Here is a 12,677-nt window from a genome sequence, read left to right on the forward strand (position 1 = left end):
CGACAAGGCTGGGTGGCACATTCTAGATAATCGAATGCAGTATCTCGCGAGCACCCAGCCTAACACGAATCGTCAGTGGTACTCGATGTGAGGTACACCAGCGATGCCCCCTGGCGTTAGGTTGAATTTGCACTTCGTGAGTCAAGATTCAGCTTGTATTCAGGCCATGAGGCTATGCTGGTAGATAAGAGAGCACGCTTGGCTATTCGCTAACCCGCTGGCGTAGCGTCGAACGGTTCATAGAAGCTTGAAGGTCGCGAGGAAATTGCCATGATTGCGTACCCACAGATCGATCCAGTGGCATTCTCCCTCGGACCGGTACAGCTACATTGGTATGGCCTAATGTACGTGGTGGGGCTGACGGCCGCATGGTGGCTGGGGCGGCGGCGAGCGCACCGCCTCGGCCTGACCCACGATGATATCGGTGACCTGATCTTCTATGGCGCTCTGGGCGTCATCATCGGCGGCCGCCTGGGCTTCGTGTTGTTCTATGGGCTCGATCAGCTCCTGACCAACCCCTTGTGGCTGTTCATGGTCTGGGAAGGGGGCATGAGTTTCCATGGGGGCCTGGCCGGCGTACTGATCGCCGCGTGGCTGTTCGCTCGCCGTCACCGCCTGGCCTACCTTCAGCTGACCGATTTCATCGCCCCGCTGGTGCCGATCGGTCTGGGGGCAGGGCGTCTGGGCAACTTCATCAATCACGAGTTGCCGGGGAGGGCCAGCGAAGTGCCCTGGGCGATGATCTTCCCTCCCATGCTGGGCTTGGGGCCTGAACCCCGACATCCATCAGCACTCTACGAGTTTGTCCTGGAGGGTGTGGTGCTGTTTGTCGTGTTGTGGTGGGTGTCACGGAAACCGCAAACTCAAGGGCTTATCTCGGGTCTATTCCTGCTTCTGTATGGCACCTTCCGTTTCATCGTGGAGTTTGTGCGCTTACCCGATCCTCAATTGGGCTTCATCGCCTTTGATTGGCTCACTATGGGACAGTTGTTGACGGTACCAATGTTGGCAGCAGGTGCGTTCCTGGTCACCACTGCACGTCGTAGTCAGCGAACCATGGGTGCTACATCAGACCGGTAAGCAAGACAAGTGATGTGAGACATGGCAATAATATTGGAAGAACGTTAACGATATTACAGTACGAGGAGAATTCTCATGGCACACAGAGAGCATCGGTTGGGAGTTTCTGAAACGACCTTGGTGAACCGACACTTAAAGCTTGATTCCAGCGATCTGGATGCGGTGAAAGCGGCTGTTGCAGATATTGATGAGCTATACGGGCTAGACAGTGTTTCGTTCGATGAGAAGAAACGAAAGCTTCACCTGGCCTATGATGCCTCACGTCTCTGCCTCGACTGCGTCGAAGATATTCTCGACAAATATGCGGTAGAAATCAGTCGTGGTTGGTGGAACCGCTTCAAGGAGGAGCATTATCGATTTGTCGATCAGAATGTGAAGGACAACGCCAAGAAGGAGCCTTGGAGCTGCCATTGAATGGTAGTCATAACCGCGCATGGGCTAGCCTTGAGGTGAACACTGCATGAAGCTACGCTTACTCCGCTCGGCGCCGGAGCTTCATGTAGCGCTCTTTGCCTTTCTGCTGAATCTGCCCTGGGAGTTTCTACAGGTTCCGTTGTATGCGGGCATGCCTGTGATGCCACATTGGGAAGCCGTGCAGGCTTGTACCCAGGCGGCCCTTGGCGATGTGGTGATCGCGTTGATGGCGTATTGGTCGGTGGCTGTATGGTATCGACGTCGTGACTGGCTTCGGGTCTATGGAGCGAAGGAGTGCGTGGGCTTCGTGCTGGTGGCTATCGGTATCACGGTGGCGATGGAGTGGCACGCTACGCTTGTCAGTCAACGCTGGGAGTATGCGCAGCTGATGCCCCGTGTGCCGTGGTTGGGCACGGGCCTCTCGCCGTTACTACAGTGGTTGATCTTGCCGCCGTTGATGCTGTGGATGGCGCGTCGTCATCGGTTAGGTTCGGAGGTTGTATCCAAAGAAAATAATTGACTATTGGGTAGCACATAGGTTCTACACTTTGATTTCAATGTATCTAACCACACTCTACCATTTGTCATCTGGTGAGTCTCAGAGCGTCAAGAGGGCTTTCGGTAGGGTCTGGTTTCATTCACCCAGGAGAGAGGTGATGGAGTCTATGGATAGAACGCCACAGTACAAGCAGAATAGCCTCTCACTGGTCGGTGCGATTGCCTTAGGGACCGGGGTCATGATTGGCGCTGGTATTTTTGCTTTGACGGGACAGATGGCCGAGATGACGGGAGTGCTTTTCCCGTTAGCCTTCTTGTCAGCGGCACTAATCGTCTCTTTCAGTGCTTATTCCTACGTGAAAATGTCCAATGCCTATCCGTCAGCTGGTGGTATTGGCATGTACCTCAGCAAGGCTTATGGACCAACTCTGACCACCGCTTTCCATGCGCTTTTAATGTATTTCTCCATGGTGATAGCACAAAGCTTTTTGGCGAGAACCTTTGGGTCCTACACGCTAGAGCTTTTCGATTTTGGGGATAGGTCACTGCTTGTCCCCTTATTGGGTGTTGCGCTGCTGATATCTGCATTTTTATTAAACCTCTCCGCCAACAAGCTGATTCAGGGTGTTGCGTCAGTACTCGGGTTCATAAAAATTGGTGGGATCATCTTGTTCGGGGTCGTCGGTGTCATCATCGCCGACTCGGTCGGCATGGAAACCTCGGCGTCGACGCCCGAGGGATCTCTGTCAGGCTTTCTAGGAGCAACCGCGTTGGGGATCCTGGCCTTCAAGGGGTTCACGACGATCACCAATAGTGGTTCAGAGATAAAAGATCCCCATCGCAACGTCGGCAGGGCGATCATGATCTCGATCGCCCTGTGTGTGGTGATCTATGCGCTGGTGGGCTTCGCTGTCGCCAGTAATCTGTCGCTGAGCGAGATAATCGAAACGAAAGATTATTCGTTGGCGGCTGCTGCGCGTCCTGCGCTGGGGGAGGCCGCCGTCTGGTTCACCGTCATTCTCGCCATGCTGGCCACCGCGGGTGGTATCATTGCCAGTATATTTGCGGTATCACGCATGTTGGCAATGCTGACGGAAATGAAGCTGGTGCCACATCGCCACTTTCATATGCCAGGCAGTATCCAGAAGCATACCTTGGTCTATACGGTCGTGCTTGGCTTGATCTTAACGGCATTCTTTGACCTCAGTCGTATCGCTGCGCTTGGAATCATTTTCTATTTGATTATGGATATAGGTATTCATTGGGGGGTATTGCGTCATCTGCGTAATGAAGTTGGTGCAAGCGCAACGGTGCTAGTGATTGCTATACTCCTGGATGTAGCCGTGTTGGTAGGCTTTCTTTGGGTCAAGGCTACGACAGATTATTTAGTGTTAATTGTTGCTCTCGTTGTGATGGTGGCAATCTTGATTGTCGAGCGACTCTTTATCTCTCGCAAAGGAGTCTCAAGTTTAGACGACAGAACTCATTCACATTGATGTTGAAGGGTGGGGATCATGGAGATACGGACATTTGGTGACCTGATTGACTGGACGCGGCAGCTTCATGAGCATTTGGCACGTTGTCTCTCTCACTGTGCCGATCATAATGAAGAAGAGCGTGCCAAGATGCTTCTTAATTATCTGGCAGCTCATGAGAATGAGATGGAGTATGTTGTTGGTGAGTTAAAAAATCGAGCGGATCCCAAAGCATTGAATACCTATGTGTATGATTATCTGGAGCACAAGCCGATCCGGACGCATCGGACCTGTGATGCCCCCTATGCCGCGCTGGGTTTCAATGAGATCTGCCGGGAGATTTTTGATTTCCATGATCAAGTGACGGATCTTTATCGTACCTTGGTGGGCAAGGCGGAGATTCCTGAAGCAAGGGAGTTACTTGAATCCCTTCTTGAACTGGAACAGCACGAAGCGATGCGCCTTGTTCGGCAGACTGGGAGGATGGACGATCTGTAAGAAAATGATGTCTGGATCTGTTATAGCTGCCTGATCGCCACCCTCGGCATAACATCTGTCCTGACTGTTCCTAAAGTAACGTACCAGAACGGCATCGGCATTGCGTGTCTGGCACCGATGCCGATTGTCCTGTTTTTTATATGGGTAAGCGGATTAAATGGTTGATCTTACCTTTGCATGAGAGTGAGACAGACCGGCATCTCATCGGATTATCTGGTTGATGCTTCACCTACTGCTGGTGCATGTTTCCTTCGCTAATTCCAGCAAGAACCCCACACGCCTCAACTTCCCGGTCATCGTTGCAACTCGCTCTCAGTGAAACGAGTTGTTTCTCAAGCGCTTGCAGAGCGGTTATCTGCGACCGCACATGAGAGATGTGATCATCGAGCAAGGCGTTGACGGCGGTACAAGGCTGATGAGGGTCGTCCTGATAGCTCTGTAGTTCGTGAATCTCAGCCAGTGACAGGCCCAGGATTCTGCAGCGACGGATGAAGGCCAGCCCCTCACCATGCTTCTCGGTATAGACACGGTAACCGTTGTCCTGCCGATCAGGCGGCGGCAACAAGCCCTGCTGTTCATAGAAGCGGATCGTCTGTGTTTCGACCCCTACCAACTGCGCCAACTGACCAATGCGCATCAGCCTCCTCCCCAACGGATTCTTTACTCTATTGACCTTATAGTAGCTTTATAGTTTTAAATGGTACCACAACATTGTTCAAGTGGAGTCGTATCATGAGCAAATCCTGTGGTGGCGCCTGTGGCGGTGATGCAACGTCCGCAGCGGATACCGATATACAGGCCTCCTCCGAGGCGCCAGGGAGATGGGTCAGTGTTTATGCCGTGCCGAAGATGGACTGTCCATCAGAAGAACGAATGATTCGCCTAGCCCTGAACGGCTTTGAGGAGATTCGGGCGCTGTCCTTCGACTTGTCGAACCGCCGGCTGAAGGTCGTGCATGACGGCGAGGTCGAGCCCGTCACCTCGAAACTGAAGACCTTGGGGCTAGGCGCCTCGCTTCAGGAAACCGTCGCTGCAAATCCGGAGACCATCAAGGCCGCCGAGTTTTCGGCAGCTTCTGCTAAGCAAGAATCCGGGACCCTGCGCTGGTTGCTCGGCATCAATGCACTTCTGTTCGTGGTGGAAATGACTGCCGGTCTGATCGCCCAGTCCACCGGCCTGATTGGAGAATCCCTGGACAATTTTGCCGATGCGGCGGTGTACGGGCTTGCCCTTTATGCGGTTGGACATAGCGTGAAAATGCAGGTACGTGCCGCGCATCTTGCTGGTGTACTGCAACTGATCTTGGCTGTGGGCGTGCTCGTAGAGGTGGTGAGACGCTTTGTATTCGGTAGTGAGCCTGAATCGCTGGTGATGATGGCTATCGCATTCGTCGCATTGATTGCCAATACCAGTTGTCTGCTGCTCATATCCAAACATCGGGAAGGCGGGGCGCACATGAAGGCAAGCTGGATATTCTCGGCCAACGACGTGGTGATCAACCTGGGGGTCATCACCGCCGGCGCCCTGGTCGCGTGGACCGGTTCCAATTATCCCGATCTGATTATCGGCACCATCGCGGGGGGCATTGTACTTAACGGTGCCAGACGCATTTTGGCGTTGAAGGGTTAAATAATGCTCATTATTGGCAAAAAGCTCTCGCCGTATGCCCTATTGTCCATATCGGGCCTGCTGGCAGCGTCTGATCAGGCTGTAAAGTGGCTGGTGCAGCAATCAATGGCCTATGGCGAGTATGTTTCGGTGACCCCGTTCTTTAACTGGGTGCACCTATGGAACACCGGTGCCGCATTCAGTCTTTTTGCGAATGGTGGAGGCTGGCAGCGCTACTTTTTTATCGGAATCGCGGTAGTGGTCTCGATTTTTCTGATCAAGCTGATCCTTGAAAATCGTCATAAAGGAGAAGCCATCGCTTACAGTCTTATCCTCGGTGGCGCCATGGGCAACCTGATTGACCGGGTCTTTCGCGGCTATGTTGTGGATTCCTTTGATTTCTATTGGCGAGACTGGCATTGGCCGGCCTTCAACCTGGCTGATATTGCAATTGTCCTCGGTGCCTTACTTTTCGTTTCCAGCAGCTTGTTGGGTAAAAAAGCAAACACCAATGCCGAGCCGGATGGATCTGACTGACACCTACGCCTATACAACACCATGACCGAACTTCCCGACAACATCCTTCACCTGCCGCAATACCAAGTACTGGGCTGCAAATCAACCGACGACGAAATGCACTTCCAGGTGGACGTGCCCGATCCCATCGCCTGCGAGGAATGCGGCGTGCAGGGTGAGTTCGTACGGTTCGGCAAGCGTGACGTTCCCTATCGTGATCTGCCCATCCACGGCAAGCGGGTCACTCTCTGGGTGGTCCGCCGCCGATACACCTGCCGGGCCTGCAAGACAACATTCAGGCCCCAGCTACCGGAGATGGTGGACGGATTCCGTATGACACTGCGGCTGCATGAGTACGTGGAGAAGGAATCCTTCAACCACCCCTACACCTTTGTGGCGGCACAGACCGGCCTGGACGAGAAGACGGTGCGCGACATCTTCAACGCCCGCGCCGAGTTCCTGGGGCGCTGGCACCGCTTCGAGACGCCCCGCATCCTGGGCATTGACGAGCTATACCTGAACAAGCGCTACCGCTGCATTCTGACCAACATTGAGGAGCGAACCCTGCTCGACCTGCTGGCCACCCGCCGCCAGGACGTGGTGACCAACTACCTGATGAAGCTGAAAGACCGGCAGAAGGTCGAGATCGTCAGCATGGACATGTGGAACCCCTACCGGGCAGCGGTCAAGGCTGTGCTGCCCCAGGCCCGTATCGTGGTCGATAAGTTCCATGTGGTGCGCATGGCCAACGATGCCCTAGAGAGAGTGCGCAAGGGCCTCAGAAAGGAGCTGAAACCGTCCCAGAGCCGGACTCTCAAGGGAGACCGGAAAATCCTGCTGAAACGCGCTCACGAAGTCTCAGACCGGGAGCGCCTCATCATGGAGACCTGGACAGGCGCGTTCCCGCAACTGCTGGCCGCCTACGAGCACAAGGAGCGCTTCTACGGCATCTGGGACGCCACCACACGGCTCCAGGCAGAAGCCGCCCTGGACGAGTGGATAGCCACCATCCCGAAGGGCCAAAAGGAAGTCTGGAGCGATCTGGTCAGGGCAGTGGGAAACTGGCGCGAAGAGACCATGACCTACTTCGAGACGGACATGCCCGTCACCAACGCTTACACGGAGTCCATCAACCGACTGGCCAAGGACAAGAACCGTGAAGGGCGCGGTTACTCCTTCGAGGTGATGCGGGCACGAATGCTCTACACCACGAAGCACAAGAAGAAGGCACCGACTGCGAAGGTCTCTCCTTTCTACAAGAAAACCATCGGTTACGGACTGCCGGACTTCGCAGAGGAACTCAACTACGGAGTCGATCTATCAACCATCTGAGGGTGGTATCAGATTGATGGGGTGAAGGTGCCCCATCAACCATTAAATCCGTATACCCTTTTATATCTGCTATTCATCTCGGTCGCGCTGATCATGCCCGACATGACGGTGCATCAGGAAGTGCATGCCGAGACAGAGGGCCAGGGGCAGCAGCAGCCAGGCGCCGCTGCTCAGTGATTGCCCGCCCCACATGAACAGCAGCACGGCGCCTCCCATCAGCACCACGCAGGCGGTCATCATCCATTTATGGAGTGCCGCGGTAGGGGAAGACGGCTCTTTCTGTGATTCGGCCTCTCCCGAGGGGGGCTTGGTGGATTCTGGTCGTTTCATGAGCGGTCGCCTTTGGCTTGGACCGATGGGGTGGCAGTGGAAGGCTCTCCGCGGGGCTGCTCACGGGCGTAACGCCGCTTGAGCAGCAGCGAGTTGCCGATCACCGAGAGGGAGCTGGTGGTCATGGCGATGACGCCGATCATCGGGTGCAACAGGCCGATGGCGGCGATGGGGATGGCGGCCACGTTATAGGCGCTGGCCCAGATCAGGTTCTGGACGATCTTGCCGAAGGTGGCACGCGAGAGGTGCATGGCGTCCACCACGGCGGTGAGCTCGCCGCGTACCAGGGTCACGTCCGCCGCCTCGATGGCCACGTCGGCCCCGGCACCGATGGCGATGCCCACGTTGGCCTGCTTCAGTGCTGCGGCGTCGTTGATGCCGTCGCCGACCATGGCCACGTGGTTGCCGTGTTGTTCCTGCAGCGCGCGGATGGCATCAACCTTGCCTTCCGGCAGCACGCCGGCCTGGACCTCGTCGATGCCCACCTCGTCGGCCACGGCGCGGGCGGCGCGTTCATTGTCGCCGGTGATCATCACCACGTGCAGACCGAGATCATGCATGCCGCGGATGGCCTCCACCGACTCCTGCTTGAGGGTGTCGGCCACTGCCACCAAGCCGAGCGCCTGGCCGTCGGCGGCGACGATCACCACGGTGCGGCCCTTGCCCTCGAGCTCGCCCATGGCGTCATCCAGGGCCTCGAGGCCGGTCACGCCTTCCTCTTCCAGCAACCGGCGATTGCCGATCAGCACGCTTTCGTTGCCGACCCGGCCCGACACGCCACGGGCGCCGGTGGAGCGGAACTCGCTGACCTCGCCGGGTTTTACATCGCGCTCCCGGGCACCATCGACGATGGCCCGAGCGATGGGGTGCTCCGAGGCGTTCTCCACGCTCGCCGCCAGGGTCAGCAGGCGGTTTTCGTCGACGCCTTCGGCGGCGACGGCCTCGGTGAGTTTTGGTTCGCCGCGGGTGATGGTTCCGGTCTTGTCGAGCACCATCACCTTGACGTCCTTGAAGGTCTGGATCGCTTCGCCGGAACGGATCAGGATGCCACGCTCGGCCCCGATACCGGAGCCGACCATCAGCGCCGTGGGGGTGGCAAGGCCCAGGGCGCAGGGACAGGCGATGACCAGCACGGCGATGGCGGCGAGAATCGCCAGCACCGGCGTGGCGGCCTCGGGGTTCACCCAGGGCAGGAAGGTCGCACCCCAGTCGAGTATCGGTCGCAGGGCATCCGGGAACAGTGCCCAGGCAATCAGGCTGGCCAGGGCGATGGCCAGCACCGCCGGTACGAAGCGGCCGGTCATGCGATCGGCGAATTCCTGGATCGGTACTCGCGAGCCCTGAGCCTGGTCGATCAGCCGCACCACCTGGGCGAGGAAGGTATCGCCGCCGACGCGGGTCGCCTTGACCCGCAAGCGTCCCTCCTTGTTGATGGTGGCACCGATCACGCTGTCCCCGGTGCTCTTGTAGACCGGTATCGACTCGCCGGTGGCGATGGACTCGTCGAGATGGCTCTCGCCCTCGACCACCTCGCCGTCGGTGGGGATCTTGTCGCCGGGGCGCACGACCATGATGTCGCCCGGGGCCAGCTCCTTCACCGCCACCTCGACTTCCTCGCCATCGCGCTCGACGCGTGCTGTCTTGGCACCCAGGGTCATCAGGCGGCGGATGGCCTGGGAGGCGCGTCCCTTGGCGAGTGCCTCCAGGTAACGGCCCAGCAGGTGGAAGGTCATGATGGTGGCGGCCATCTCGATGAATGAGGTCATGGGGTAGACGAAGCCGACTAGGCCGATCAGGTAGGGCGGCAGGCTGCCCATGGAAATCAGCACGTCCATGTTGAAGGTGCCGTTCTTCAGCGAGCGCCAGGTCGACTTGTGGGTGGCAATACCGCCATGGAGAAACACCACCGGGAAGGCCAGCACGGCGATGATGGCCAGGTAGCCGGGAATCGGCTGCCAGAACATGTGCGGCATCATCAGCAGCATGATCAGGGTGGTGGGGACCGCGGCGATGATCAGCCGCTTGCGGGCCTGGGAAAGATAGGCCTCCTCGATCTCGGCGTCGCTGTCGGCATCCTCCGCCTCGTCGGCCTGCACGGCGGCCACATCATAGCCGGCCCCTTCCACGGCGCGCTTGATCGCCTCACCATCGGGGCCATCCCGGGCGACGGTCACCGCCACACGGTGGCTGGCGATATTGGTGTCGATTGATTCGATACCCTCGAGCCGCTCCAGGGTACTGCGGATGATGCCGGCGCAGTGGTCCGAGCCCATGCCGGGAACTGTCAGGCGGACCTGTTGCATGCCGGTACCACCACTGACGGCGGCCACGTCATAGCCGGCGCCCTCGACGGCATCTTTCAAGGTGTCGCCGTTGGGCCCGCCTGTTTCAATGGTCACGCTGACATGGTGGTTGGCGATATTGGTCTGGATCTCGCCCACACCATCGAGGCGTTCGAGCGTCTTGCGCACGATGCCGGCACAGTGGTCACTGCCCATGCCGGGGACCGTCAGGGTGATCGTGCTGGGGGGCGAGTCGCTCATCGCTTGTCTCCTGCGGGCGTTGCCGAGTGGACGGCCAACAATGGCCGTCCTGTTGCCTGAGTCTGTGACACTCCCGGTCAGTGATGGGCCTCGTGGTCCTCGGGGTCGACGTCACTCTCAGGGGTGGCCTGCTGAAGCTGCTGGCGTTGCTCGTCGGTGAGCAGGTCGTTCATGGTATTTTCCAGACGCACCCTCTCGGCCATCATCTCGCCGTGAAGCTCGGCCATCCGACCGTGCAGGGCCTGGACCTCCTCAGGATCGGGGCGCTCGCCGCGCATCTCCGCCATCAGGTCCTCGCGTAGGTTCATCAGGCGGCCCATGCGCTCGAACTGGGCGGGGCGATGCTCCTGCATCAGCGCGCGCATCTCGTCGTGCTGCTCCGGGTCGAGCACCTCCCGCATCATGCCCATGCCGGCGCCTCCCATCATCGGGCAGGTCATCATCCCGCCACCCATCATGCCTTTCATCATGCCGGGCCCCATGCCGCCCTGGCCGCCACTCATCATTCCCCCCATCATGCCGGGCCCCATGTCGCCCTGGCCGCCGCCCATCATTCCGCCCATCATGTCAGGGCCCATGCCGCCTTGGCCGCCGCTGCCGCCCGTCATGCCGCTACCCTGATTGGGCTGATTGGTCGGCATGCTCTGGGCGAGAGCGATGCCGCTACCACTGGCACCGAGTGCCAGGGCGAGTCCGAGAGCGAGAGTATGCTTGCGAATTTCCATGATCCTTCTCCTAGCGAGCTGTTGGGCCCATTCAGGCCCTTTGCTGACATTATTCGGCTACGTGCTGCACAGAGGTCAATCCCATGTAACAGTGACTAGGTGTGAGGAGAATTACCCAGGGCTCAGGATCTGAAACGTTGTGTCAGCAGATAGACGGGAACCGGAGAAGGGTCGGGCAGAGCTTGCGGGACACCGCTGCTGGCGAGTATCCGAGGTGCCGGGTCCATACCGCCCAAGGAGGGAGGAACGGTAGCGAATTTGGGGTATCCGGATTAAGTGGTAGATGGAGCCCCTTGCTCCTTCGAACCCTTAACTCTTCCAGAAGGTTGATAGATCGACGCCGTAGTTTTTCTCAGGCTCGGGAAGACCCATGCTGTAGGTCATGGTGGCCTTGCCCAGGAAGGGGGATTCCTTGGTCTGCGGCACCTTCTTCTTGTGCTTGGTGGTGTAGAGCATCCGGGCCCGCATCACCTCGAATGAGTAGCCACGGCCATCGCGGTTCTTATCCTTGGCCAGCCGGTTGATTGACTCCGTGAAGGCGTTGGTGATCGGGATGTCGGTCTCGAAGTAGGTCAGCATCTCCTCATGCCAGCCACTGATAGCACTGACGAGATCTTTCCAGACCTCCTTTTGCCCCTGTGGGATGTCGTCAATCCAGGCAGTCAGCGCCTTCTCGGCGTCACGCCGGGTTGTGGCGTCCCAGATGTGGAAGAACCGCTCCTTGTGCTCGTAGGCCGCCAAGAGCTGGGGGAATGCCCCTGTCCAGGTCTCCATGATGAGCCGTTCGCGATCTGAGACATCGTGAGCGCGCTTCAGCAGGATCTTCCGGTCACCCTTGAGGGTTCGGCGCTGGTTGGACGTCAGCTTTTTCCTGAGCCCCTTGCGGACCTTTTCCAAGGCCTCGTTGGCCATTCGCACGACGTGGAACTTATCGACCACAATGCGAGCCTGCGGCAGCACCGCCTGGACAGCACGGCGGTAGGGTTTCCACATATCCATGCTGACGATCTCGACCTGGTGGCGCTCGGTCATGCTCATGAGGCGCCTCGTCACCGCGTCCTGCTGGCGACCGGGCAGCAGGTCCAGTAGGGTACGCTCCTCCAGGTTGGTCAGGATGCAGCGGTAGCGGCGGTTCAGGTACAGCTCGTCGATCCCCAGGCAGCGGGGTGTCTCGAAGCGATGCCAGGCTGCCAGGAACTCAGCCTTCTTCTTGAATATCTCGCGGACAGTCTTCTCGTCGAGGCCCGTGGTATCAGCCACGTAGGCGTAGGGGTGATTGAAGGCTTCCTTCTCGACGTGGTTGTAAAGCCTCCGCGTCATGCGGTGATCGTCTACCATTTCCGGAAGAGCTGGCCGGAACGTCCTTCCACACGCCCGGCAGGTGTAGCGGCGACGGACCACCCAGAGGGTGACCCGCCTTCCGTGGATGGGTAGGTCGCGATAGGCCACATCGCGCTTGCCGAACCTGACAAACTCACTCTCAACGCCGCATTCCTCGCAAGCTAGAGGCTCAGGAGCTTCGACCTGGTAGTGGAGATCATGCTCTTCCATCTTGGTGGCTAGGACGTGGTACTCGGGAAGGTGCAGGATGTTGTCAGGCAAGCTGGTCATGCAAACTTTCCTTGTCGACATGGTCCATAGATGATTGCGACTCTTTG

The 12,677-nt window shown here is 58.1% G+C and carries 13 protein-coding genes; 8 read left to right on the forward strand and 5 right to left on the reverse strand.

The window, feature by feature from the left end; translation table 11 throughout:
• Nucleotides 1-270: 270 nt before the first annotated feature.
• From lgt to BLP95_RS05375, 5 genes are all read left to right on the forward strand, one after another.
• Nucleotides 271-1,080: a prolipoprotein diacylglyceryl transferase gene (lgt, locus tag BLP95_RS05355; protein WP_089677395.1), complete on the forward strand. Its 810-nt coding sequence runs from the start codon at nt 271-273 to the stop codon at nt 1,078-1,080.
• A gap of 75 nt (nt 1,081-1,155) precedes the next feature.
• Nucleotides 1,156-1,494, forward strand: coding sequence for a hypothetical protein (locus tag BLP95_RS05360; RefSeq protein ID WP_089677396.1), 339 nt, complete (start codon nt 1,156-1,158; stop codon nt 1,492-1,494).
• 46 nt (nt 1,495-1,540) lie between these two features.
• The gene (locus BLP95_RS05365) at nt 1,541-2,014 is read left to right on the forward strand and encodes a hypothetical protein (protein ID WP_089677397.1); all 474 of its coding nucleotides are present in this window, start codon (nt 1,541-1,543) and stop codon (nt 2,012-2,014) included.
• A gap of 145 nt (nt 2,015-2,159) precedes the next feature.
• A complete protein-coding gene (locus BLP95_RS05370) occupies nt 2,160-3,488 on the forward strand; it encodes an APC family permease (protein WP_245678700.1) in 1,329 nt (442 codons plus the stop codon).
• A gap of 18 nt (nt 3,489-3,506) precedes the next feature.
• On the forward strand, nt 3,507-3,965 hold the full coding sequence (locus tag BLP95_RS05375) for an ATPase (RefSeq protein WP_089677399.1): 459 nt from the start codon (nt 3,507-3,509) through the stop codon (nt 3,963-3,965).
• Between the two features lie 229 nt (nt 3,966-4,194).
• Here the strand turns inward: BLP95_RS05375 and cadR are convergent, their stop codons facing one another.
• On the reverse strand, nt 4,195-4,602 hold the full coding sequence (gene cadR / locus BLP95_RS05380; RefSeq protein WP_004364961.1) for a Cd(II)/Pb(II)-responsive transcriptional regulator: 408 nt from the start codon (nt 4,600-4,602) through the stop codon (nt 4,195-4,197).
• Nucleotides 4,603-4,697: 95 nt separating this feature from the next.
• Between cadR and BLP95_RS05385 the strand changes: the two genes are divergently transcribed.
• The 3 genes from BLP95_RS05385 to BLP95_RS05395 are packed head-to-tail and all read left to right on the forward strand — an operon-like array spanning nt 4,698 to nt 7,421.
• On the forward strand, nt 4,698-5,594 hold the full coding sequence (locus BLP95_RS05385) for a cation efflux transmembrane domain-containing protein (protein ID WP_004574643.1): 897 nt from the start codon (nt 4,698-4,700) through the stop codon (nt 5,592-5,594).
• Nucleotides 5,595-5,597: 3 nt separating this feature from the next.
• Entirely contained in the window at nt 5,598-6,110 is a 513-nt protein-coding gene (gene lspA, locus BLP95_RS05390) for a signal peptidase II (RefSeq protein WP_004863699.1), read from the forward strand.
• Nucleotides 6,111-6,131: 21 nt separating this feature from the next.
• Nucleotides 6,132-7,421 (forward strand): ISL3-like element ISPpu12 family transposase, encoded by a 1,290-nt coding sequence (locus BLP95_RS05395; RefSeq protein ID WP_004574636.1) that lies wholly within the window; start codon nt 6,132-6,134, stop codon nt 7,419-7,421.
• 69 nt (nt 7,422-7,490) lie between these two features.
• Here the strand turns inward: BLP95_RS05395 and BLP95_RS16975 are convergent, their stop codons facing one another.
• From BLP95_RS16975 to BLP95_RS05420, 4 genes are all read right to left on the reverse strand, one after another.
• Nucleotides 7,491-7,751, reverse strand: a complete 261-nt coding sequence (locus BLP95_RS16975; RefSeq protein WP_058577548.1) for a DUF2933 domain-containing protein — start codon at nt 7,749-7,751, stop codon at nt 7,491-7,493.
• Complete coding sequence (locus BLP95_RS05410) at nt 7,748-10,294, reverse strand: heavy metal translocating P-type ATPase (RefSeq protein WP_023004786.1); 2,547 nt, start codon at nt 10,292-10,294, stop codon at nt 7,748-7,750. The genes BLP95_RS16975 and BLP95_RS05410 overlap by 4 nt, the downstream gene beginning before the upstream one ends.
• A 77-nt stretch (nt 10,295-10,371) precedes the next feature.
• The gene (locus BLP95_RS05415; protein WP_023004785.1) at nt 10,372-11,019 is read right to left on the reverse strand and encodes a Spy/CpxP family protein refolding chaperone; all 648 of its coding nucleotides are present in this window, start codon (nt 11,017-11,019) and stop codon (nt 10,372-10,374) included.
• A gap of 309 nt (nt 11,020-11,328) precedes the next feature.
• Complete coding sequence (locus BLP95_RS05420) at nt 11,329-12,630, reverse strand: ISL3 family transposase (protein ID WP_008957405.1); 1,302 nt, start codon at nt 12,628-12,630, stop codon at nt 11,329-11,331.
• Nucleotides 12,631-12,677: the final 47 nt, after the last annotated feature.

Origin of the sequence: Halomonas shengliensis (assembly GCF_900104135.1) — a bacterium.
Classification (GTDB): Bacteria; Pseudomonadota; Gammaproteobacteria; order Pseudomonadales; family Halomonadaceae; genus Halomonas; species Halomonas shengliensis.

Excerpts from the sequence above, each read along its gene's own strand:
- lspA (WP_004863699.1), top strand. The coding sequence starts at position 5,598 with ATGCTCATTATTGGCAAAAAGCTCTCGCCGTATGCCCTATTGTCCATA.
- cadR (WP_004364961.1), bottom strand. The coding sequence starts at position 4,602 with ATGCGCATTGGTCAGTTGGCGCAGTTGGTAGGGGTCGAAACACAGACG.
- BLP95_RS05415 (WP_023004785.1), bottom strand. The coding sequence starts at position 11,019 with ATGGAAATTCGCAAGCATACTCTCGCTCTCGGACTCGCCCTGGCACTC.
- BLP95_RS05385 (WP_004574643.1), top strand. The coding sequence starts at position 4,698 with ATGAGCAAATCCTGTGGTGGCGCCTGTGGCGGTGATGCAACGTCCGCA.
- BLP95_RS16975 (WP_058577548.1), bottom strand. The coding sequence starts at position 7,751 with ATGAAACGACCAGAATCCACCAAGCCCCCCTCGGGAGAGGCCGAATCA.
- lgt (WP_089677395.1), top strand. The coding sequence starts at position 271 with ATGATTGCGTACCCACAGATCGATCCAGTGGCATTCTCCCTCGGACCG.
- BLP95_RS05410 (WP_023004786.1), bottom strand. The coding sequence starts at position 10,294 with ATGAGCGACTCGCCCCCCAGCACGATCACCCTGACGGTCCCCGGCATG.
- BLP95_RS05395 (WP_004574636.1), top strand. The coding sequence starts at position 6,132 with ATGACCGAACTTCCCGACAACATCCTTCACCTGCCGCAATACCAAGTA.
- BLP95_RS05370 (WP_245678700.1), top strand. The coding sequence starts at position 2,160 with ATGGATAGAACGCCACAGTACAAGCAGAATAGCCTCTCACTGGTCGGT.
- BLP95_RS05375 (WP_089677399.1), top strand. The coding sequence starts at position 3,507 with ATGGAGATACGGACATTTGGTGACCTGATTGACTGGACGCGGCAGCTT.
- BLP95_RS05365 (WP_089677397.1), top strand. The coding sequence starts at position 1,541 with ATGAAGCTACGCTTACTCCGCTCGGCGCCGGAGCTTCATGTAGCGCTC.
- BLP95_RS05360 (WP_089677396.1), top strand. The coding sequence starts at position 1,156 with ATGGCACACAGAGAGCATCGGTTGGGAGTTTCTGAAACGACCTTGGTG.
- BLP95_RS05420 (WP_008957405.1), bottom strand. The coding sequence starts at position 12,630 with ATGACCAGCTTGCCTGACAACATCCTGCACCTTCCCGAGTACCACGTC.